The sequence below is a fragment of the Aquibium pacificum genome, from assembly GCF_040839445.1.
Taxonomy (GTDB): Bacteria; Pseudomonadota; Alphaproteobacteria; order Rhizobiales; family Rhizobiaceae; genus Aquibium; species Aquibium pacificus.
In genome coordinates this window covers 753313-773905 of sequence record NZ_JBDPGJ010000001.1, presented here as the reverse complement: position 1 = coordinate 773905, position 20593 = coordinate 753313, and the positions used below count along the sequence as shown (strand labels likewise).

The 20593-nt window shown below is 65.5% G+C and carries 19 protein-coding genes; 13 read left to right on the top strand and 6 right to left on the bottom strand.

The features are described 5' to 3' along the window. Positions 1–39 precede the first annotated feature (39 nt). Positions 40–639 (bottom strand): NADPH-dependent FMN reductase, encoded by a 600-nt coding sequence (locus ABGN05_RS03765; protein ID WP_367952645.1) that lies wholly within the window; start codon positions 637–639, stop codon positions 40–42. Positions 640–744: 105 nt separating this feature from the next. On the opposite strand from ABGN05_RS03765, the gene ABGN05_RS03760 reads away from it, so the two are divergent. Beyond that, complete coding sequence (locus ABGN05_RS03760; protein ID WP_373695894.1) at positions 745–1101, top strand: winged helix-turn-helix transcriptional regulator; 357 nt, start codon at positions 745–747, stop codon at positions 1099–1101. Positions 1102–1179: 78 nt separating this feature from the next. Then, positions 1180–1656: a GNAT family N-acetyltransferase gene (locus ABGN05_RS03755; protein ID WP_367953141.1), complete on the top strand. Its 477-nt coding sequence runs from the start codon at positions 1180–1182 to the stop codon at positions 1654–1656. A 4-nt stretch (positions 1657–1660) separates the two neighbouring features. Here ABGN05_RS03755 and ABGN05_RS03750 read toward each other — a convergent pair whose 3' ends face one another. Further along, positions 1661–2044, bottom strand: coding sequence for an acyl-CoA thioesterase (locus ABGN05_RS03750; RefSeq protein ID WP_367952643.1), 384 nt, complete (start codon positions 2042–2044; stop codon positions 1661–1663). A 576-nt stretch (positions 2045–2620) separates the two neighbouring features. Here ABGN05_RS03750 and ABGN05_RS03745 point away from each other — a divergent pair. The 5 genes from ABGN05_RS03745 (at position 2621) to ABGN05_RS03725 (ending at position 8552) form a co-directional block, all read left to right on the top strand. Next, complete coding sequence (locus tag ABGN05_RS03745) at positions 2621–4237, top strand: GMC family oxidoreductase (protein WP_367952642.1); 1617 nt, start codon at positions 2621–2623, stop codon at positions 4235–4237. Positions 4238–4587: 350 nt separating this feature from the next. Then, positions 4588–5799: a mandelate racemase/muconate lactonizing enzyme family protein gene (locus ABGN05_RS03740; protein WP_367952641.1), complete on the top strand. Its 1212-nt coding sequence runs from the start codon at positions 4588–4590 to the stop codon at positions 5797–5799. A 112-nt stretch (positions 5800–5911) separates the two neighbouring features. Further along, positions 5912–6346 carry a hypothetical protein gene (locus ABGN05_RS03735; protein ID WP_367952640.1) on the top strand — a complete coding sequence of 145 codons (435 nt, stop codon included), beginning with the start codon at positions 5912–5914 and terminating at the stop codon, positions 6344–6346. 9 nt (positions 6347–6355) lie between these two features. After that, a complete protein-coding gene (locus ABGN05_RS03730) occupies positions 6356–7480 on the top strand; it encodes a hypothetical protein (RefSeq protein ID WP_367952639.1) in 1125 nt (374 codons plus the stop codon). A 25-nt stretch (positions 7481–7505) separates the two neighbouring features. Further along, positions 7506–8552, top strand: a complete 1047-nt coding sequence (locus ABGN05_RS03725; protein WP_367952638.1) for an alpha/beta fold hydrolase — start codon at positions 7506–7508, stop codon at positions 8550–8552. Between the two features lies 1 nt (position 8553). On the opposite strand, the gene ABGN05_RS03720 is transcribed toward ABGN05_RS03725, so the two are convergent. The 3 genes from ABGN05_RS03720 to ABGN05_RS03710 are packed head-to-tail and all read right to left on the bottom strand — an operon-like array spanning position 8554 to position 11056. Then, complete coding sequence (locus tag ABGN05_RS03720) at positions 8554–9231, bottom strand: 5-formyltetrahydrofolate cyclo-ligase (protein WP_367952637.1); 678 nt, start codon at positions 9229–9231, stop codon at positions 8554–8556. 32 nt (positions 9232–9263) lie between these two features. Further along, positions 9264–10226 (bottom strand): NAD-dependent epimerase/dehydratase family protein, encoded by a 963-nt coding sequence (locus ABGN05_RS03715; RefSeq protein WP_367952636.1) that lies wholly within the window; start codon positions 10224–10226, stop codon positions 9264–9266. A 5-nt stretch (positions 10227–10231) separates the two neighbouring features. After that, on the bottom strand, positions 10232–11056 hold the full coding sequence (locus ABGN05_RS03710; protein ID WP_367952635.1) for a glycosyltransferase: 825 nt from the start codon (positions 11054–11056) through the stop codon (positions 10232–10234). A gap of 163 nt (positions 11057–11219) precedes the next feature. On the opposite strand from ABGN05_RS03710, the gene ABGN05_RS03705 reads away from it, so the two are divergent. Continuing rightward, on the top strand, positions 11220–11681 hold the full coding sequence (locus tag ABGN05_RS03705; protein WP_367952634.1) for a hypothetical protein: 462 nt from the start codon (positions 11220–11222) through the stop codon (positions 11679–11681). Between the two features lie 161 nt (positions 11682–11842). After that, positions 11843–13582, top strand: a complete 1740-nt coding sequence (locus ABGN05_RS03700; protein WP_367952633.1) for a sensor histidine kinase — start codon at positions 11843–11845, stop codon at positions 13580–13582. 108 nt (positions 13583–13690) lie between these two features. Here the strand turns inward: ABGN05_RS03700 and ABGN05_RS03695 are convergent, their stop codons facing one another. Beyond that, complete coding sequence (locus ABGN05_RS03695; protein WP_367952632.1) at positions 13691–15331, bottom strand: FAD-binding oxidoreductase; 1641 nt, start codon at positions 15329–15331, stop codon at positions 13691–13693. 423 nt (positions 15332–15754) lie between these two features. Between ABGN05_RS03695 and ABGN05_RS03690 the strand changes: the two genes are divergently transcribed. The 4 genes from ABGN05_RS03690 to ABGN05_RS03675 all read left to right on the top strand — a co-directional run bounded on the left by ABGN05_RS03690 (position 15755) and on the right by ABGN05_RS03675 (position 20570). Continuing rightward, complete coding sequence (locus tag ABGN05_RS03690) at positions 15755–16294, top strand: SixA phosphatase family protein (RefSeq protein ID WP_367952631.1); 540 nt, start codon at positions 15755–15757, stop codon at positions 16292–16294. An 87-nt stretch (positions 16295–16381) separates the two neighbouring features. Then, a complete protein-coding gene (gene uvrB, locus ABGN05_RS03685) occupies positions 16382–19414 on the top strand; it encodes an excinuclease ABC subunit UvrB (RefSeq protein ID WP_367952630.1) in 3033 nt (1010 codons plus the stop codon). A 704-nt stretch (positions 19415–20118) separates the two neighbouring features. Then, on the top strand, positions 20119–20319 hold the full coding sequence (locus ABGN05_RS03680; RefSeq protein WP_367953140.1) for a hypothetical protein: 201 nt from the start codon (positions 20119–20121) through the stop codon (positions 20317–20319). After that, positions 20316–20570: a type II toxin-antitoxin system RelE family toxin gene (locus ABGN05_RS03675; RefSeq protein ID WP_367952629.1), complete on the top strand. Its 255-nt coding sequence runs from the start codon at positions 20316–20318 to the stop codon at positions 20568–20570. Before ABGN05_RS03680 ends, ABGN05_RS03675 begins: the two co-directional genes overlap by 4 nt. The last annotated feature ends 23 nt before the right edge of the window (positions 20571–20593 follow it).

Sequence of the window (20593 nt, the reverse complement as noted above, 5' to 3'; positions counted from 1 at the left end):
CGACGCGCTCGCGTCGTCTCTCGTCTGCCACAGGGCTTCTCAGGCGGCCTTCGCCTGGCCGGCATCCTGCTCGCGGGCGTTCTTCAGCGCCTTTGCCCACCAGGCGAACTGGTCGAGCATGCCCTTGGCATTGTCTTCGAGATGCGGGATGCCGCCGAGCTTCGCCTCGCCCTTCATGAGAGCCACGAAGTCGGGCATCAGGATGTGAACGCCGGCGCGGATCGGCGCCATCTGCAACTCGACGGCATGGAGACGAAGCTGCTCGACCGCCCTCGCCCCGCCGACGCCGCCATAGCCCACGAAGGCCGCCGGCTTGTTGTTCCACTCGTTGTAGGCGTAGTCGAGCGCATTCTTCAGGACGGCCGTCGGCCCGCGATTGTATTCGGCGACGGTGAAGATGTAGCCGTCGAGTGACGCAACCTTCTTCTGCCACAGCTGCGCGGTCTCGTTCTTCGACGGCCCCCAGGCCGGCGACATCTGCTCCTCGAAGAACGGCAGCGGGTAGTCGCGCAGGTCGACGAGTTCGACCTCGAAATCGCCGCGCGCCTTGGCGAGGTCGAAGATCCACTGCGCCGGCTTGTCGCCGAAGCGGTTCTCGCGGGTCGAGCCGATGACGACTCCGATTTTGGGTTTTGACATGGTAGTCTCCTTCGGAAACGAACGATGGTATCGAATTGTTACCGACGCTATATAGGTGACTGTTTTTGCGGCGCACAAGGAGGCACTTTCTTGAAACCGAGGCACATGCACTTGACCAATGACTGCCGGGCGGTGAGCGATGTCCTGCAGCGGGTCGGCGACAAATGGACGGTGCTGGTGGTGAGCAAGCTCGGCGGCGGCCCGCTGCGGTTCAACGAGTTGCGCAACACGATCGGCGGCATTTCGCAGAAGATGCTGACGACGACGCTGCGCGGGCTGGAGCGCGACGGCTTCGTCACCCGCACGGTTTTTCCCACGATCCCGCCGCGGGTCGATTACGAGTTGACCGATCTCGGCCGCGAACTGCTGGTTCCCGTCCAGGCACTGGGCGACTGGGCGCTGAAGAACATCGACCGCGTCGACGCGGCGCGGGCGAGGTTCGATGCCGGGCGAGGCCCATAGGGTCGCATCGCGCTGGCACTTCATATCGCGGACGAGGACTGCTGGACAGCACAACCACGTCGGGAATCAGACTTGCCAGTGAACACACGCATGGACGCTCCGCATCCGCCCACATGCCTTCGGCCTGCCACGCCGTGCGACTTCGACGCCATCGCCGGGATCTGGCACGCCGGCGCCAGCCTGCCGGACGTCGGGCCGCCGGTCATGCCGAGCAGGGAAGAGTTGCGACAGAGGGTCGACGTGGAGATCGCCGCCGGCTGGGACGTGACGGTGGCGGAAGCCGGCGGCGAGTTGATCGGCTTCCTGGCGATCCGGCCGCGCGAAGCGACGCTGAACGAACTTTTCGTCAAACCGGGGTCTCTCGGCGGCGGCGTCGGCAAGTCGCTGTTGGATCATGCCAAGGCATCGATGCCGGGCGGCTTCACGCTCTACACGCGCTCGTCGAACACGCGGGCGCGGCGCTTCTACGAAAAGGCGGGCATGGTGCCCCTCAGGGAGGACGTGCATCCCCGCTCAGGCGATCCCGTCATCCACTACGGCTGGAAGCCGCGCTGACCGCCTATGCCTGCGGGATAGGCTTCGGCTTTCCGGCGGCGTCGAGCGCGACCATGACGAAGTCGGCGTCCGTGACCTTCTCCATCAGGTCCGACAGGTAGCGTTGCGCCCAGGCTTCGACCTTCAGGGTCATCGAGGTGCGGCCGACGCGGGTGACGTGGGTATAGATGCAGAGCGTGTCGCCGATCTTCATCGCCTTGGCGAAGGACATCTCCTTCACGGCGGCGGTGACGACGCGGCCCTTGGCGCGCTCGGCGGCGCGGATGCCGCAGGCGAGATCCATCTGCGCCATGACCCAGCCGCCAAAAATGTCGCCGGCGGCGTTGGCGTCGGCCGGCATGGCGAGCGTGCGCAGAGTGAGTTCGCCGGTGGGTTGGGTTTCCGTCATGGTGGCTATCTCCCGTCTGCCCGCATCGCTACAATCTACCGCGTGCCAAATCCAGTTGCCGCAAGAGGAAGTTATGGCTACGCCAGTGCAGATTTCGCCAATCGTGGAATGGCCTCCCCTACCGGAAGAAAGATTTCGGAGTCTAATCGCCGACACCCCGGAACGGCTTGCCCTAGCAAATTCGATCCTTGAGCGTCGCGCGCGCGGCGAAGCGCTGGACCTGCCATCCGAGTTCTTCGACGCCGGCCTAGACTGGCCCCGCACGATCAAAGCCATTCGCGCGATCCACGCGAACTCGATTGCCGAAGCTCAGGCGATGATCCTCGTCCATCCCGGTTGGCCACGTTGGTGCAAGCTGCGCATAAGATCCGATCGGAGCTGTTGGAAACAGGCCTATCGCGCCGCCCAGAAGAACTCGCATCCGGATAGGTTGAAATTGGTAGACGGACAGCCGGTATTCCTATCCTAGTCCGTCGCTTTTTCCACACAGTGCGGCGCGCCAGCGGCAAGACGGGCACCCCGGCGGAAGGCTAGTCTCCACCCCATACGGGAGGCGGGCGCGCCGGCAATAGATCCATGCAGACATACGACTTCATCATCGTCGGCGCCGGCTCGGCCGGCTCGGTGCTGGCCGAGCGGCTCTCGGCGAGCGGGCGGTATTCCGTGCTGGTGCTGGAGGCCGGCGGGCACGACCGGCGCTTCTTCGTCCACATGCCGCTCGGCTACGGCAAGACCTTCTTCGATCCCGCCGTGAACTGGAACTTCAAGGCCGAGCCCGATCCCGGCCTCGGGGGCAATGCCGACCACTGGCCGCGCGGAAAGCTGCTCGGCGGCTCGAGTTCGATCAACGCGATGGTCTGGGTGCGCGGCGCGCGCGAGGACTATGACGAATGGCGCGACGCCGGCAATCCCGGCTGGGGATATGACGACCTGCTGCCGGTGTTCCGGAAGATCGAGCACAACGAGGCCGGCGAATGCGAGTGGCGCGGGCATGGCGGTCCGCTCCACGTCTCCGACATGCGCCGCAAGGTAGACCCGCTGACGCACCTCTTCCTCAAGGCGGCCGGTGAAGCCGGCCTGCCCGCGAACGATGATTTCAACGGCGCTGTCCAAGAAGGGGCTGGAATCTATCAGATCACCACGCGGAACGGACGGCGCATGTCCGCCGCGCGCGCCTTCCTGCGGCCAGCGATGAAGCGCAGAAACGTCCGGGTCGTGACCGATTCCCATGTCGGCCGCATCCTCTTCGAGGGGACGAGGGCGGTCGGGGTGGAATACGAGAAAAATGGGGTTACAGCGCAGGCCCGCGCGGGCCGCGAAGTGATCGTCTCCTGCGGCTCGGTCTGTTCACCGAAGCTGCTGGAACTCTCCGGCATCGGCGATCCCTCCCTGCTGTCCGGGCTCGGCATTCCCGTGGTGCAGGCAAACCGCAACGTCGGCGAGAATTTGCAGGACCATCTCGGCATCAACTACACCTGGAAGGCGAAGCGCAGGACGCTGAACCAGTTGCTGCGGCCGTGGTGGGGAAAGGCCTGGGTGGGGATGCAGTATCTGCTTCTGCGTTCCGGCCCGCTGTCGATGTCGATGAACCAGGGCGGCGGCTTCTTCCGCACCGACCCGTCGCGCAAGCGGCCGAACATGCAGCTCTATTTCCAGATCTTTTCGACCGTCATCCCGAGAGCGGGCGAGCGGCCGATCCTGACGCCGGACCCGTGGCCGGGTTTTTCCATCGGTCTCTCCAACTGCCGCCCGACCAGTCGCGGTTCCATCCATGTCCGATCGGCCGATCCCGCCGCGCCGCCGAAGATCGTGCCCAACGCGTTTTCGACGGAGGCGGACGTGGCCGAGATGCTCGACGCGGTGAAATATCTCCGCCGCCTCGCCTCGATGCCGTCGCTCGCCGGCATCATCGCCGAGGAGATGCTGCCGGGCGCTTCGGTGCAGTCGGACGAGGACCTGGTGAAGGATTTCCGCAAGCGCTCCGGCACCGTCTACCATCCCGTCTCGACCTGCCGCATGGGACCCGATCCTGCCTCGTCCGTGGTGGATTCCCGTCTGCGGGTTCACGGGATCGACGGCCTGCGCGTCATTGACGCCTCGATCTTCCCCAACAACATCACCGGCAACACCAACGCCGCCGCCATCATGACCGGCTGGAAGGGCGCGGAGATGGTGCTGGAGGACCAGGGGTGAACGGGTGCGATGGCGCCATTCGACCGATCCCTTCGCGCGAGGCAAAGCCCCCTTTTAACTCTCATAGCGCCACATCTGCTCACCGTCTCGCCACGCGAGCCACTGCATCGTGCGTGGTTCGACAGGCTCACCATGAGGGACATCTGTGGAGCCCGCTCCACGAGCGGCATAGCGCCCCGAAAGTTCCTCATTGTGCGCGGTCCATAGATCTCCTTCATGGTGAGCGGTCCACAGATGTCCCTCATGGTGAGCCTGTCGAACCACGCACGATGCACGAAGCGTGACGGTGAGGGGATGCTTCGTTCCACGCATATGCCTAAGACACCAGCGGCCCACCCAGGAGGAGACAAATGAAGATTACCGACGTGAAGACATGGGTGGTGGGCAACCCGCCGCCGGGGATCGGGGGAAAGTATTTCATCTTCGTGCGGCTGACGACCGACGGCAACGTGGTCGGCTATGGCGAGGCCTACAACGCCACTTTCGGGCCGCACGTGACCGCCCGAATGATCGAGGACGTGGCGGAGCGCTACCTTGTCGGCCGCGATCCGCATGACGTCGAGGCCTTCTTCCGGCGCTGCTATTCCTCCGGCTTCACCCAGCGTCCCGACGTCTCGATGATGGGCTGCGTGTCGGCGCTGGAGATCGCCTGCTGGGACATCATCGGCAAGGAAGCGGGCAAGCCGGTCTACAAGCTCATCGGCGGGCAGGTGCACGAGACGCTGCGTACCTACACCTATCTCTATCCGCACAGCGGCAGCGTCCATACCGAGGACGTTCACGGCAGGAACGTCTACAACGATCCCGATCTGGCGGCGGCATGCGCCGCCGAATACGTCGCGCAGGGCTTCAACGCGGTGAAGCTCGATCCGGCCGGACCCTACACCGCCTATGACGGCCACCAGCCGCGGCTGGTCGACATCGACCTGTCGGCGCGGATGGTGAAGGCGATCCGCGAGGCGGTGGGGACGAAATGCGACATCCTCTTCGGCACGCACGGCCAGTTCACCGCCTCCGGCGCGCTGCGCATTGCACGGGCCATCGAGCCCTACGATCCGCTCTGGTTCGAGGAGCCGGTGCCGCCGGACATGCCCGAAGTGATGGCGCAGGTGGCGCGGCAGACGTCGATACCGATCGCGACCGGCGAGCGCCTGACGACCAAGGCCGAGTTCGCACGCGTCATCGAACACCGCGCCGCAAGCATCCTGCAGCCGGACCTGGGGCGCTCCGGCGGGATCCTGGAAACGAAGAAGATCGCGGCGATGGCCGAAGCCTACCACATCCAGGTGGCGCCGCACTGCTATTGCGGCCCGATCGTCGGCGCGGCCAACATCCAGCTCGCCGTCACGCTTCCGAACTTCCTCATCCTGGAATCGCTCAAGACCTGGGACGGCTTCCACGCCAAGCTCCTGAAGAAGAAGATCGAATGGCAGGACGGCGACGTCGTCCCCCCGAAGGAGCCGGGCATCGGCGTCGAGCTCGACGAGGCGGTCTGCGAGGCGCATCCCTATAGCGGCAAGGACCTGCACCTGCAGATGATGCAGACGCCGCTAATGCCCTAGAAGGAGGACGCGGCGGGTTCGGCACGCGGCGGAGCGGCGGCGCAAGTTCGGCGTTTCCAGGGATCGGGAATCGGCTATCATCCGCCCGCCAACAGACCGGGGAATCGCTGCAATGTCGCTCATTCAGAAACTCGGCATCGCCTACGCGGCGATGTTCTTCCTGGTGGTGGCGATCGGCTACGTGCCCGCCTTCAACGACGAGAACGGCTATCTGTTCGGCCTGTTCTCGCTGCAGTGGTACGACGACCTGCTACACGGCTTCTCGGGCGTCTGGGCACTCGCCGCCGCGATGGTCTCGCACCGCGCTTCGGTCATCTATTTCAAGCTCTTCGGCTCGGTCTACTTCTTCGACGGCGTGCTCGGGCTCGTCACCGGGTCCGGCTGCCTCGACGGAGGCATCTTCATCGACGGCTTCCGCTCTCTGAACGACATCGAACTGCCGGTGCGGTTCTTCGCCAACCTGCCGCATCTGGCGATCGGCGGCACGGCGATCCTGATCGGCTTCTGGCTGGCGAGGCGCGCCGGACGGCCGCTCGCCATGGCCTGAGGTTCTTCCTTGCTGCGTATCCTGTGGCGGATCGTCCGCGCGATCCTCATCGTCGTCGCGGTCGTCGTGGCGATCCCGGTGCTGGGTTTCGCCTACGGCTGGTTCACGACGTCGCCGCCTCCGCCGATCGCCGACACCGGCACCCCGGTTGAAGCGCCCCCGGAAACGTCGGCGGAAATCCGACGCAAAATCCCCGGCTACCAGCGGCCCGAGGAATCGACCTTCCTGACCTATCCCGAATGGTCGATCGTCTATGCCGCCCGGGAATATGCCGACTTTGTCTCGGAACGCAGCGAGAGCGATTTTCCCTACTGGAGCACCATCGGGCGCTTCTGGCAGGACTATGCCATGGTCGTGCGGGCGACCGAGGACTATCCGTTCAATTCGCAGAACCACGTGATGCTGGTCGTGATCGGCACCAGCCACACGGTCGAACACGCCATCCAGTCGGTTTGGGAGAACACCGTGGGGCGGCTGACCGAATGGGCGGCCGGCTGGGAAAAGACGCCGCAGGACGTTTACCAAGCCGAGGTGGCCGGGGAATATGCCGCCTTCCTCGACCAGACGCCGTGGTACCGCTTTCCCTATGCCGAGAAGCGCGCAGGCCTCTGGCGCCTCCCAAACGCCGACGGCATCGCGACGCTGCGCTCGCGTGAGCGCAAGCTCGCCTTCGGCCTCGCCTACACGATCAAGCAGGCCTATGCCGACCTGATCACCGCCGGACTAGCGGCCACGACCGATCCGGCATTCCTCGACATTCATGTGTGGGCGCAAGGGCCCGTGGCGGAGGCGATTGGCGGGGAACCCGATACCAAACTGGAAATGGACCTGGGCGACGCAGGCGCCGTCTTCGTGACCAGGCGGTATCAGGTGTTCACCGACATGATCCCCCGCCTGATCGAAAAGGGCATCCGGTTCGTCGAGATCGGCGGCAACGATCTCGTCTTCATCACGGTTCTTTCCAACGACGCAATCGGCATGCCGGAGGGGACGTCCGAACTCTTCGCCTATCAGGTGCCGGCCGATCCGACGCTGCGCCGCACGGGCATCGTCGCCTCGGTTCCGCGCCTGCACAAGGTGCTGCCGGCGATCATGCGCGATGGCGTCCGGCTGGAGCACGTTTACGACTACTGAAGGTTGATCGCGTAGAGGTGGTCTCATGTCGACCCTGTTGCGCAATCTCGTCCTGTTCGTGGTCGTGGCCGCGGTGATCGCCGCGGTCTCCTTCCGCACGCTAGCCGGAATGCGCGAACGGTACGATCCGGCCACGGCGGCCGGCGCGAACGCAACTTTTGCCGAGGTGCGGGGCCTGCGGATCCACTACCGCGAATGGGGGCCGAGGAAAGGCACGCCCATCCTGCTCATTCACGGCACGATGGCATGGTCGGAGACCTGGCGCGACATCGCCGCGCCGCTGGGCGAAGCCGGCTACAGGGTCATTGCCCCCGACCTTCCGCCGTTCGGCCTGTCGGACCGGCCGTCCGCCAGGAACTATTCGCGCGAAGCGCAGGCGTCGATCATCAGCGGCTTCGCCGATGCGCTCGGCCTGAAAGACTTCGTGCTCGCCGGCCACTCCTTCGGCGGAGGCGCCACACTGGAAGCAGCCTTCTCCATGCCCGAGCGCGTGCGGCAACTGGTCCTGCTCGACGTGGCGCTCGGTCTCGGGCGGGAGCCCGCCGCGCCGCCTCTCGCGGCGATGCTTCGCGCGCGCTGGCTTCGCAACCTCGCTGTCGCGAGCACATTCACCAATCCCCTGGCGATAGGACACGGACTGCGCAGCTTCGTTCGCGACAGCGCGATCGTCACCAAGGAGCGGACCACGATCTACGAATGGCCGCTCACGCTCGTCAACACGACGGACGCGGTCGGCGACTGGATGATGACCGGGCTCTACGGAGACGAGCGTGCATCGCGCGCGGCCGACCGGGCGAATTACGGCAACTTCCCGCGCCGCGTGCTCCTCGTCTGGGGGCGCGAGGACACCGTGACGCCACTTTCAGAGGGCCAGGAAATCGCCAGCCTATTCAAGGACGCCCGGCTGGAGGTCCTCGAAGACGTCAACCACCTCCCCCAGATCGAGAAACCGGACGAGGTCGTACGGCTCGTCACCGACTTCCTGGGAGGCGCCCAGCGTCCGAAGCCGGCCAAGACGCAGCCGATCGCCTCGTCGCTGCCGTTGCGCGGGTCCGTCGCAGGTTCGCAATAGGTCAGGCAGTCTGGAAGGCACCTTCCTCCGTCACGATGGCCTGCATCGGGATGTCGTGGCCGAGCGGGTAGATGGTCGGTAGTTTCGAGAAGGCATAGCCGACACCGATCGCGAGCGGCTTCGGACGCAGGCTGGCGAGCGTGCGATCGAAATAGCCGCCGCCGTAGCCCAGACGGTAGAGGCTCGGGTCCCAGCCGACCAGCGGCGCGATTGCGATGTCCGGCACCACCGGTGCTCCGTCCTCCGGATAGGGAATGTTCCAGACGCCCCGCGCCAGCCGATCACCCGGCCGCCACACGCGGAAATCCAGGGGATGCGCCTTCTCGACGACCACCGGCAGTGCGATCCTGCCGCCGCGCTCGATGAACCGTCCGGCCCAGGCGCGAAGATCGGGTTCGCCGCGGAAGGGCCAGTAGAAACTGGCGATCCGGCCTTCCGGTTCGCCGATCACCGCGTCGAGATGCGCCGCGATCCTTTCCGCCATCTCCGCCCGGTCCTCCGCCGGAACTTCCAGCCGCGACGCAATCAGGCGCTGCCTCTCCGCCTTGCGCCATCGCATCACGTCGGCACGAACCTGCAAGTCGCCGCCCGCCGGGCGGAAACCGGGCTGCAATTCGTGCATGAAGCAGGGCGGGGAGGCGTATTGCCCGCTCCCGGCCTCGTCGTCCGATCCGGTCATGCGACCTTCTCCCGCATTCGTGGCCACTCAGGCTAACCGCCCGTCCGATCGCCCGGTTCCCCGGAAGCGACGTTCCGCATCGCATGTCCGCCCTGGAGCGGCCGGCATAGATCGGCGACCGTCGAACGGAGCCTGTCGTTGCCGCCGGGTCGCCAGCCAAGCGCCGTCAGCCGCTCCGTCGCCATCACGTTGAGAGACGTGGCATCCGCCCGCTCGGGCAGCGAAGACGCCACGCCCGTGACGTCGCGGACCATGGAGAGCAGGTCGTGCCGGTCGAGCACGAGGTCCGAGACGTTGAAGAGTTTTCCGCAGACATCTTCCGGTGGCGCCGCCAGGACGAGCCGCACCGCGCCGGCGACGTCCTCGCCATGCACCTCGGTGGCAACGCGTGGCGGTATGGGCGTTCCCGCGGAGAAGTCGCGGAAGAGCGCCGACCATTTGTGCTCGCGACCCGGTCCCGCCGGGCCGTAGACCCCCGTGACGCGCAGGCTCGTGCCGCAGAAGCGATCGGGGTCGGACAGTTCGCGCAGCGCCAGTTCACCCCCAAGCTTCACCTCGCCGTAGAGCGTGTCGGGATGCGGTTCCATGTCTTCGGCCAGAAGGGCACCCGGCGACTGGCGGCCGTAGACGGCGCGGCTCGACAGGAAGACGCAGCGTCGGACACCGGCCTCCCTGGCGGCGGAAAACAGCGCCAACGTGCCGTCGAGATTGCAGCGGCGGAAGCCTTCCGGGTCGTCGCCCTCCCCGCCCCGGAACCGCGCGGCGATGTGGTGGAAGCCGGCATGGACGAAGCCATCCACACCTTCGAAGATGGCGGGGTCCGGCGTCGGGCGGTCGAGCGAGCCCTCGACGAATTCCACCGCGCCGCTGAAGAACCCTGCCGGCGGCGGCGTCCGGCCCATGACGCGCACGCCATGACCCGCGGCCAGCAACGCCTCGACGATGAAACGTCCGACGAAGCCGGTTCCGCCGGAAACGAGTGTGCATGGCGGCATGCCACTCACGCGGGGCTGCCGTCCGGCTTCGCCAGGTTCGACAGCGCAGGGATCGCTTCGCCCCGATAGAAGGCCTGCCACAGTTCGATCAGGGGACGCAGCCTTGCGGCCTTGGCGTTTTCCGCCTCCCAGGGCTTTTCGTACTGGTAGTGGATCACCCGCACCGAACCCCAGTCCCAAAGTTCCGGCAGGTTGAACCACACGTACTGGAGCATGTTGTCGAAGACCGGCAGGCCGTGCCAGTCGGGGAAGTAGTCTTGGAGAAACGTCTGGTCCGTGCGCCGCCAGAAGGCGTCCGGCACATCCAGCCGCGCCAGCATGTCCGCAAAGGTCGCGCGCGAGGGCCTCGCGACGAAGACGCCGGAGTTCAGCCTGTGGAAATCCGACAGGCTCTCGTAGACGTTCGGTGCCGCCGAGAATTCGGGATAGGCGAAGAGACGATCGATGTTGCGCAGCACGATCGCGTCGGCGTCGATGAACACGACCTTCTCGTATTCCTCCATCTCCCACAGCCGCAGCTTGACGAAATTGTCGAGCGGCGTGTGGAAATCCGGCTTATTTCCTCTGGTGAACGGCGCGTCGGCATGCAGCCGCGCACGCTGGTGCCGGTGGTTGAAGGCGTCTGAGGTGGGAAGGAGGTCGGCGGGAACGAGCCGCGCGCCGAGGCCTGCCAGCGGCGCCAGCGATTCGGGGACCACGCCGCCCGTGTGCATGACGATGATGTCGGCCGGCGTTCCGCTCAACCTCAGCGACCGCACGAGCGCGAGCGCGCCCATGGCGTAGTTGGCATTGGTGACGAGCGTCGCGAAGGCATGGCGGCTGTCGGGCATTCCGAATTCTCCAAGAACCTCAATGTTAGCAGCGGTCGACGGCGACGACGATGACGACGGGGGCAGTATGCGACGCTTGGCCACAATTCCTCCCGCCTTCGAACCAATTCCGGTCGCCATCGAAGAGTAGCACTTCTTCGATCGAACGATTCGGAGATGTGTCGTGCTGAAGTCGGCTCTGATTGCGATGACGGTGATGGGGTGCGATTGCGATGCGCAGATATGCATCCCGCTCGACGGTGCCTCCGGCCAGTTCGCCTCGGTGGAAGAATGCGAATCTGCGCTCGTGGCTCTCGTGCAATCCGGTAACGAGGCGTATCCGCTGCTCAAGGCGGAGTGCAAGGCATCGGGACCGGCATCCGGGCAACTCGTAGCGGATACCGCCGACGCGCCCGAACCCCTCGAAAATCCTGCTGAAGCCGGCCGCTCCTCCACGAGCGGCACGCTGGTCGGGCAAGGGATCGAGTATGCCGGACAGGCGGGAAGCTATCTCCTCTATAGGACGAGCGACGGCTTCGTTGCCGTCCGTACCGGGCTCGGCCGGGCATACGGTGTGGCATCCCGGTCGGCGAGCGGCGCGGCATCGTGGATCGTCGGCAGCCTGCCGATCACGTTGCCGTTCTGACGCACTCCGTCCGCAGACGCCGTGGATCATCGGAAACGCATTGCATGCGGCGCACGCCGATTGCATATGATGGCATTCCGACGGCGGCTTCTGCCGCGCATCGCGGCAGACAGGCTCGGCGGGATTGGCATCCGGGCATCGGACGAGGGAGATTTCCGCAGGTGCGGCAACCGGAATTCCTCCGGCATACGCTTGCAGCGCCAAGAACGCTGCAATTTCACCTGATCGCTTTCGCGGCGATCCTGGTGCTGCCGCTTTTCGTCATCGCGGTGACCGGCCTGTTGTGGTTTTCCCGCTCGGAACTCGCGTCCAACGAGGCGCGGCTCCAGAGGATGGCCTTCGACGTCTCCGCCTCGATCGACCGGGACGTCACCAGCTGGCTGACCGTACTGGAGACGCTGGAAACCTCCGAATTGCTGCAAGAGGATCGCCTGCAGGCGTTCCACGCCCGTGCAAGAGCTGCGCTCCGCAACCGCGACGTCCATGTCATCCTGCTGGACACGGACTTCAACCAGTTGCTCAACACGCGCGTTCCCTTCGGGACGCCGCTTCCGAAGACGGCGGACACTCGCAGCGCCGAGATCGTCGCCAAATCCCGAAAATCCTACGTATCCGACGCGTTCGTCGGAACCGTGTCGGGCGAAAGGGTCGTGAACGTCGAGATCCCCGTCATACGAGACGGCGAATTTCGCAACATCCTCCTGATCACTTTCAGCGTCGACCGGATCGGCGAAATCATCTCGCAGCAGCAGCTGGGGACGGACTGGAACGTGATCGTGTCCGACCGCAAAGGCGAGGTCATCGCGCAGGACCCGCCGGCGGCACTGTCGGCCGAGCCGCCCGCCCTCGACGAAAATGGCGGACAGGGCAGCGGCGTGGTCAGTCAGACCGGCGAGGCCGACGAATGGGTGGAGGGCTATCGCTGGTCGCCGGTGACCGGATGGCGAACCTCCGTGCGCGTTCCCCGCGCCACGCTCGACGCGCCTTTCTGGAACAGTCTGTATGGTCTGGCCGTACTGGCGCTGCTGGCCAGTCTGGTGACGGCCGGCCTCGCCACCTTCCTCACGCGGCGGATGTCGCGTTCCATGTCCAAGTTGCGGCTCGCCGCCGGGGATCTCGCCGCCGGGCGCGCGATCGAGGCGGCACGCCAGCCGATCGCCGAAGTGAACGTAGTCCTCGACGCGGTCCGCAAGGCCGCCAGCGTCATCAGCGAGCGGACCGAAGCCTTGCAGGCGAGCGAGGAACAGTCGCGCGAGCAGGTCGAGCAGATCAAGATGCTCATGGGCGAACTCGCCCACCGCAACAAGAACATCATGGCCGTTCTGCAGGCCATCGCGCGCCAGATCAGCCGCCGAAGCAACTCGCTGGAAGAATTCCAGACGAGCTTCGACAGCCGCATCGGCGCTCTCGTGCGCTCCAATGACCTCCTGTTCGGATCGGCGGGCGCGAAGGGGCAGTTGCGGGAACTGGTTCGGCGGCAACTGGCGCCTTTCATCGAAGGCGAGCCGGATCGCATCGAAATGCTCGGCCCGGACCTCGCGCTGAAGTCCGAAGCCGTCCAGAGCCTGGGCCTGGCCTTCCATGAACTGGCGACGAACGCCACCAAGTACGGCGCGTTGAGCAACGCCACCGGAAAGGTTGTCGTCTCCTGGCAGAGGTCGGGTGCGGACGGCATCGACCTCACCTGGCGCGAGCAAGGCGGTCCTCCGGTCACCGAACCCACCGGCTCGGGTTTCGGCAAGGTCGTGATCGAGCGCCTCACCGGCCAGAACCTGAATGGCGAGGTGGAATATCTGTTCCACCCGGCAGGCGTGGTCTGGCGGCTGACCGCATCCGGCGTGGTCGCGTCCGTGGCGGAGGAAATCGCGGCGAGAAGGCCGGCGGCCGCAGTCGGCGCCTGAGCCTGAAGCGCGTCGCGATCTTTCAGACTAGCTCCCTGCGCTTCAGGTGTCTTTCTCTGCGCATCTCCTTTGCCCGAAACTGGTTCCCACTTTTTTGGCAGACAAGCTTCAGGCGGGCCCCGGAAGCGGCGCATCGCCCGCCATCGATTTCAGCACGCGGTAGAACGTCGAGGTAAAGAACTCGCCCGGGTCGTATTGCCGCTTGGTGTTCAGGAAAAGCGGAACTTCGGGGTAGCTTTCGAGAAGCTGCTGCGCCGTGTAGTGCGGCTGATACGGCAGGAAGAACCGGCCCCGGTGCAGCAGCGTGAGGTCGATCAGGTCGCGGGTCAGCTTCCGCATGCTCGCGTTCCCCGCCTCGTCGGTGCCCTGATTGATGTAGAGCACCAGCGAGAACGCCGGCTCGACGGCGTAGGGCAGCGCGATGTCCTCGGCGTCCACGACGCGGATGGAGGCGTTGAGCACCGGTAGATCCTGGTTGCGCAGGATCTCGCGGGCGGCGCCGATGAAGGAGAGATATTCGCTGCGCGGCACGAAATACTCGTGCAGGATGTCCGTCTCGCCGCCGAGATCGTTGAAGAGGTACGGCACGGAATCGTGCATGGGATCGTTGCGCGAGACCAGGCAGGCCTCGCCCTCCCCCATCGCCTGCGTGCGGGGAACCGTGCAGGATTCGAATTCCGGCTCGAGGTTCTTCTCGGCGAACCATTTCAGCCGCTGGAAGAGGCCGCCCTGCTTTGCGAGGTTCATAATCAGGCGCTTAACCGCGACGGCGCCCGGCTCCGCGAGTGGCGGCATGTCGGCCGGGACCGCGTCCGTCGTCTTGTCGTAGCGGTAGACGATCATGTCCTCGAGGAAGTTGCCCGGCGCGGTGGAGAGGTGCCCGTAGAACAGGGACGGTCCGTCGTGGGCGCCGATCTCATTCGCGAACACTTGCGGGAATTCCTCGGATCGGATGATGGACCGGGACGTGCGGTAAACCGCGTTCGGCACGATCTCGAGCGTCGCAGCGAGGATGACGCCGAACAGGCCGTAGCCGCCCACCAAATGCCTGAAGAGGTCAGCGTTTTCAGTCGGCGAGACGTTCACGACGCTGCCGTCGGCAAGCATCACCCGCATGGAACGGATGCTTCCCGCGATCGATCCGGCGCGGTGGTCCATGCCGTGCGCGTTCACCGAAATCGATCCGCCGACGGAAAAGATATCCGTCGACTGCATGGCCTTCACCGCGAAGCGCGGATGGATGAGATTCTGGATCTCGTGCCAGGTGGCGCCGGGCTGAACCGTGACGGTGCGTGCCTTCTCGTCGAGTTCGATGCGATCGAAGCCCATCATGTCGAGGACGAGCGCGTGGTCGTCGAAGGCGTGGCCGCCCATGGAATGGCGTACCGCCGCCATCGAGACCTTCAGGCCGTTGTCGCGCGCGAAGGCGAGCGCCCGCGCGACGTGTCCTTCCTCCGTCACGCCCACCACGCCGTAGACGGGGGTGCGCGACAGGGCGCTGGCGTCGTTCAGCTCGCCGCCCTTGGCAAGCCATGGCAGTTCGGGATCGTGCGGCGGCAGGCCCTTGGACGGCGGGCTGGCGAGGCTCATCCCGTCGGCATCCGCGATGCGGCCGGCGTCCTTGGGTCCCGACGGATCACGCGCCAGGCGCGCCAGCGTAGATCCAGCCCAGGTGAGCCCGCCGGCGGCGATCGCGCCGCCAAGCAGCAACCGCCGCGAGATTCGGAAGCGTTTCCCGTCGTGCGCCATCGTCCCTCCGGCCTTCCAGTCTGGCGAATCCTTCTGGGGACGGACTGTATCCGGCGCGTGGCGGCATGAAAACGGAATGAAACGGAGCCAGATCGAAAGAACGGACGATCGCACGGCGACGAGGGGCAAAAAGCGTCCGCCGGTGCCGCGAAGGGGCACCGGCGCGGCCAGCGACCATAGGGGTGGGGTTGAGCGCTGGCCGCGCACCACACGACTGGAAGCTTTCGCTCGTCAGGCCACGTGGATACCGGGAACCGATACGCCGGTGGGGGCGATTTACTCGATCCGCACCCAAAAATGGCGGATTTCGACAGGCGGCGCGATTACGTGATTACGGAATGCCGTGGCGTCATTTTGCGATTGCCACCTCCGACCGGAAACGCAGGGCTTCTCCCCGAAAAATTTCCGCCGCAGAATGGGCCGATGAGGGAACTTCTCCTGCTGCGCCACGCCAAATCCGCCTGGGGCGACCCCGGGCTTGCCGATTTCGACCGTCCGCTGGCCAATCGCGGAAAGAAGGCGGCGCCGATGGTGGGAAGACTGCTGGCCGAGCGCGGCTGGGTTCCCGACCTCGCCATCGTCTCGCCGGCGAAGCGGACGCGACAGACCTGGGAATACGTCGCGGGTGAACTGGCCGCGATTCCTCCCGTGCGATTCGCGGAGGAACTCTACGAGGCGACCGCCGAGACGATCCTATCGGTCGTGAGGCGAGCCCCCGCGAAGACTGGCCGCCTCCTTGTCGTCGCACACAATCCGGGGCTGGAAGACCTGGCCGCGTTGCTTGCGGGCCCGGGCAACGATCCCGACGCGCTGGCGCGGATGCGCGAGAAGTTTCCGACGGGGGCGCTGGCGCGGTTCGCTTTCGAGGGCGACTGGCCTGAACTTTCCGCCGGCGGTGCCATCCTGGCCGGCTTTCTCACGCCGAAGGAACTTGCGGGCCGAGTCGGCGGGCCCTCCTCCTGACACCCTCCTGTCAGCAGGTGGCGCGGCATTCCCGCTCGCGGCGAACGCGCCCTTTCCATTCCCGCCGACACTCTCCATATTCGGGCGATGGCCCGATCCCCTGAGAAGAAGAGTCTGCCCCGCGCGGACAACGACCAGCGTGACCGCGCCGCGCCGAAGCGGCGCAGCCCACTCACCGACTTCATGGACGCCTCCGAGCCGCTTCACCCGGGCGGCTTCGAGGAGGCGCCGCAGCCGGAGCTGACCGGGGCGCCCTTCTCCGGCTCGGTGTCGGACTGGGCGCGCGAGATGGAGCGTGCGGCGGAAGCGGAGACACGCGCCGCGGAGACGCGGGAGATCCGCTCCAAGGCCGGCAAGCACCGGGTGCAGGTCGCCATCGACGCGGAAAAGGAAGCCGCCCGCAAGCCGGCGAAGAAGATCCCCGAACGCTCCTCCGCCCCGACCAAGACGGCGCGCGGCACCTCGATGGGCGGCGCGGCGACGGCGAAGGAGCGCGCGGCCGCCGGCCTGAACCCCGTGGCCGGCATGGACATCTCTCTGGAGGATGCGGGCTCGCTGTCCAACGACGGCGTGACCGCCACGGTCGCGGCCCTGTCCGCGCTGATCGAGAGCGGCAATCCGCTGCACAAGAACGGCCAGCTCTGGACGCCGCACCGGCCGGCGCGGCCGGACAAATCCGAGGGCGGCATCGCGATCCAGATGAAGTCCGACTACGAACCGGCCGGCGACCAGCCGACGGCGATCAAGGATCTGGTCGAGGGAGTCGACGCTGCGGATCGCACGCAGGTGCTGCTCGGCGTCACCGGCTCGGGCAAGACCTTCACCATGGCCAAGGTGATCGAGGCGACGCAGCGCCCTGCCCTGATCCTGGCGCCGAACAAGACGCTGGCGGCCCAGCTCTACGGCGAGTTCAGGCAGTTCTTCCCCGACAACGCGGTGGAGTATTTCGTCTCCTACTACGACTACTACCAGCCGGAGGCGTACGTTCCGCGCACCGACACCTTCATCGAGAAGGAATCCTCCATCAACGAGCAGATCGACCGCATGCGCCACTCGGCGACCCGCTCGCTTTTGGAACGCGACGACGTCATCATCGTGGCGTCGGTGTCGTGCATCTACGGTATCGGCTCGGTCGAGACCTATACGGCCATGACCTTCCAGATGCAGGTCGGCGACCGGCTCGACCAGCGCCAGTTGCTCGCCGACCTCGTGGCGCAACAGTACAAGCGCCAGGACATCAACTTCGTGCGCGGCTCGTTCCGCGTGCGCGGCGACACGATCGAGATCTTTCCGGCCCACCTGGAGGATCGCGCCTGGCGCATCGTCCTGTTCGGCGACGAGATCGAGCAGATCACCGAGTTCGATCCGCTGACGGGCCACAAGACCAGCGAGCTGAAGAGCGTCAAGATCTACGCCAACTCGCACTACGTGACGCCCCGGCCCACGTTGAATCAGGCCATCAAGTCGATCAAGGAAGAGCTGCAGCACCGCCTGCAAGAGCTTGAAAAGGCTGGCCGCCTGCTGGAGGCGCAGCGGCTGGAGCAGCGCACCCGCTTCGACCTGGAGATGCTGGAGGCGACCGGCTCCTGCGCCGGAATCGAGAACTATTCGCGCTATCTCACCGGCCGCCGGCCGGGCGAGCCGCCGCCGACGCTGTTCGAATACATCCCCGACAATGCGCTGGTGTTCATCGACGAGAGCCACGTCACCGTGCCGCAGATCGGCGGCATGTATCGCGGCGACTTCCGGCGCAAGGCGACGCTGGCGGAATACGGCTTCCGCCTTCCGTCCTGCATGGACAACCGGCCGCTGCGCTTCGAGGAGTGGGACGCGATGCGCCCGCTCACCGTCGCGGTTTCGGCGACACCCGGCGGCTGGGAGATGGAGCAGGCCGGCGGTGTCTTCGCCGAGCAGGTCATCCGCCCGACCGGGCTGATCGACCCGCCGGTCGAGGTGCGGCCCGCCAAGAGCCAGGTCGACGACGTTCTGGGCGAGATCCGAGAGACAACGGCCAAGGGCTACCGCACGCTCTGCACCGTGCTGACCAAGCGCATGGCCGAGGACCTGACCGAATACCTGCATGAGCAGGGCATCCGCGTGCGCTACATGCACTCCGACATCGACACGCTGGAGCGCATCGAGATTCTCCGCGACCTGCGGCTGGGCGCCTTCGACTGCCTCATCGGCATCAACCTGCTGCGCGAGGGGCTCGACATCCCCGAATGCGGCTTCGTGGCGATCCTCGACGCCGACAAGGAGGGGTTCCTGCGCTCGGAGACCTCGCTCATCCAGACCATCGGACGAGCGGCGCGCAACGTCGACGGCAAGGTGATCCTCTATGCCGACCACGTTACCGGCTCGATGGAACGCGCCATGGCCGAGACCCAGCGCCGCCGCGAGAAGCAGCTCGAATACAACACCGCCCACGGCATCACGCCCGAGAGCGTCAAGTCGCGCATCTCCGACATTCTCGATTCGGTCTACGAGAGGGACCATGTCCGCGCCGACATTTCCGGCTTCACCAAGGGCGGCAAGGACAACCTCGTCGGCAACAATCTCAAGGCGCATCTCGATCATCTCGAGAAGGCCATGCGCGACGCCGCCACCGACCTCGACTTCGAGAAGGCGGCGCGCCTGCGCGACGAGATCAAGCGCCTGCGCGAGACCGAACTCGCCATCATGGACGACCCGATGGCGCGGGACGCGGGTGTGGAGAACACGCAGAAGAGCCGCAAGGACAAGGCGAAGGGCAAGCCGGCCGGCAAGGGCGGCAGCCTCTTCGCCAAGCCCGACCTCGACCAGATGGGCACCTCGGGCGACCACGCCACGCCGGCCGGGGCCGTGGACCGCTCGCTGTTCAAGAAGCAGTCGGCGCGCGAGGCGCACGGCTCCGAATTCGTGCCGGGTGACGGCGGCACGTCGCTGTTCCGCAAGAACACGCTGGACGAGATGACGGTGCGGCGGACGGAGAAACCGGTGGAGGGCATCAGGCCGGCAAAGCCGGCGGACGAGGCGAAACCGGTCGTGCGCGGCAAGGTCGGCGCGGGGTCGTACGAGGATGCCGCGGACGAGAAGCGGCAGAAGAAGCGGCCGGGGAAGACGGGACGGCCGGGGCGCTGATCGAAAAAGACGAAATAGTTGAGAGGATCGACGCCGAGTACCCTCTTGGCGGACATCAACTAGGTTGGCGCTTACTCTACTCGCCGTGGCGAACAGTGGATTCAGCAGAGGTTGCGTTCATTGGACTTAATCCAGGCGGCGGCAGCGAAATCGAGGCCCAAAGCGGCCCGAGTTGCGAGCTTGGAAGCGCTTATGTTCGGGAGGCGTGGCCGCGCCCCGGTGGGAAAGGTGATTACTCGCCGGGTCAAGCTCCTCTCCAACGCCAAGTAACCGCGCTTTTCGAAATCCTGAAGGTCGATCCGGATAATGTTCTAGCCGGAAATCTGGTGCCTTTCCGTTCGCGCGATTGGAATAGTCTGGAGAATGTCGATGCGGCATTGGCCTTTGGAACCGCGCTTTGGAACGATTTACTTGCCGCGGCGAGCCCAAAGCTCGTGGTCGCCATGGGCAGTGTACCTTTCGCTCGGGTAAGCCGGACATACTCGAATTTGGGCATCCGTCGCATCGATTGTGCCTGGAAACCTCAGTTCCTATCCGTTGTCGAAACGACAAACTTTCGACTTGTAGGCATACCTCACTTGTCCCGCTTCGGAATCGCAACTCGACCAGCGAGCCGACCGGCTTTGCTGGATGCATTCGCCGATTGGCGCGGGTAGACTTGGCCCGCATTCCAAATCCAATCTCCTGATGCTATCGTGGGTGTCATGACGAAGCTGCAACAGATTGAAAAATCCGTCGAAAGCCTCTCCGATGAGGAAATGAAGGCATTCGCCGCGTGGTTCGAGGAATTGCGCTGGCAGCGCTGGGACCGTCAGATCGAGGAAGACTCCAAGAACGGCAAACTGGACCGGTTCGCGGATGAGGCGCTGGCCGACTTCCGGGCCGGTCGCACACGGCCTCTTTGAAACATCACGCCAACGCGAGGTTCTGGGCGGCCTACGACGCCCTCCCTCGCAAGGTGCAGATGTCGGCGGACAAGAGTTTCGACCTGCTCAAGTCTAACCCGCATCATCCGTCGCTGAATCTCAAGCGCGTCAATCGCTACTGGTCCGCCCGCATAGGACTGGCACATCGCGCCTTGGCGGTTCGCGACGGCGACGACCTGATCTGGTTCTGGATCGGGGAACACGGCGAATACGAAAGCCTGATCCGCTAGAATACGACCTTGAAGAGTTCTTA

What these genes read in the sequence shown, in the direction of transcription:
- ABGN05_RS03765 (WP_367952645.1), bottom strand. Translation starts at nt 639, where the DNA reads ATGTCAAAACCCAAAATCGGAGTCGTCATCGGCTCGACCCGCGAGAAC.
- ABGN05_RS03760 (WP_373695894.1), top strand. Translation starts at nt 745, where the DNA reads ATGCACTTGACCAATGACTGCCGGGCGGTGAGCGATGTCCTGCAGCGG.
- ABGN05_RS03750 (WP_367952643.1), bottom strand. Translation starts at nt 2,044, where the DNA reads ATGACGGAAACCCAACCCACCGGCGAACTCACTCTGCGCACGCTCGCC.
- ABGN05_RS03745 (WP_367952642.1), top strand. Translation starts at nt 2,621, where the DNA reads ATGCAGACATACGACTTCATCATCGTCGGCGCCGGCTCGGCCGGCTCG.
- ABGN05_RS03740 (WP_367952641.1), top strand. Translation starts at nt 4,588, where the DNA reads ATGAAGATTACCGACGTGAAGACATGGGTGGTGGGCAACCCGCCGCCG.
- ABGN05_RS03735 (WP_367952640.1), top strand. Translation starts at nt 5,912, where the DNA reads ATGTCGCTCATTCAGAAACTCGGCATCGCCTACGCGGCGATGTTCTTC.
- ABGN05_RS03725 (WP_367952638.1), top strand. Translation starts at nt 7,506, where the DNA reads ATGTCGACCCTGTTGCGCAATCTCGTCCTGTTCGTGGTCGTGGCCGCG.
- ABGN05_RS03720 (WP_367952637.1), bottom strand. Translation starts at nt 9,231, where the DNA reads ATGACCGGATCGGACGACGAGGCCGGGAGCGGGCAATACGCCTCCCCG.
- ABGN05_RS03715 (WP_367952636.1), bottom strand. Translation starts at nt 10,226, where the DNA reads ATGCCGCCATGCACACTCGTTTCCGGCGGAACCGGCTTCGTCGGACGT.
- ABGN05_RS03710 (WP_367952635.1), bottom strand. Translation starts at nt 11,056, where the DNA reads ATGCCCGACAGCCGCCATGCCTTCGCGACGCTCGTCACCAATGCCAAC.
- ABGN05_RS03695 (WP_367952632.1), bottom strand. Translation starts at nt 15,331, where the DNA reads ATGGCGCACGACGGGAAACGCTTCCGAATCTCGCGGCGGTTGCTGCTT.
- ABGN05_RS03690 (WP_367952631.1), top strand. Translation starts at nt 15,755, where the DNA reads ATGAGGGAACTTCTCCTGCTGCGCCACGCCAAATCCGCCTGGGGCGAC.
- uvrB (WP_367952630.1), top strand. Translation starts at nt 16,382, where the DNA reads ATGGCCCGATCCCCTGAGAAGAAGAGTCTGCCCCGCGCGGACAACGAC.
- ABGN05_RS03680 (WP_367953140.1), top strand. Translation starts at nt 20,119, where the DNA reads ATGACGAAGCTGCAACAGATTGAAAAATCCGTCGAAAGCCTCTCCGAT.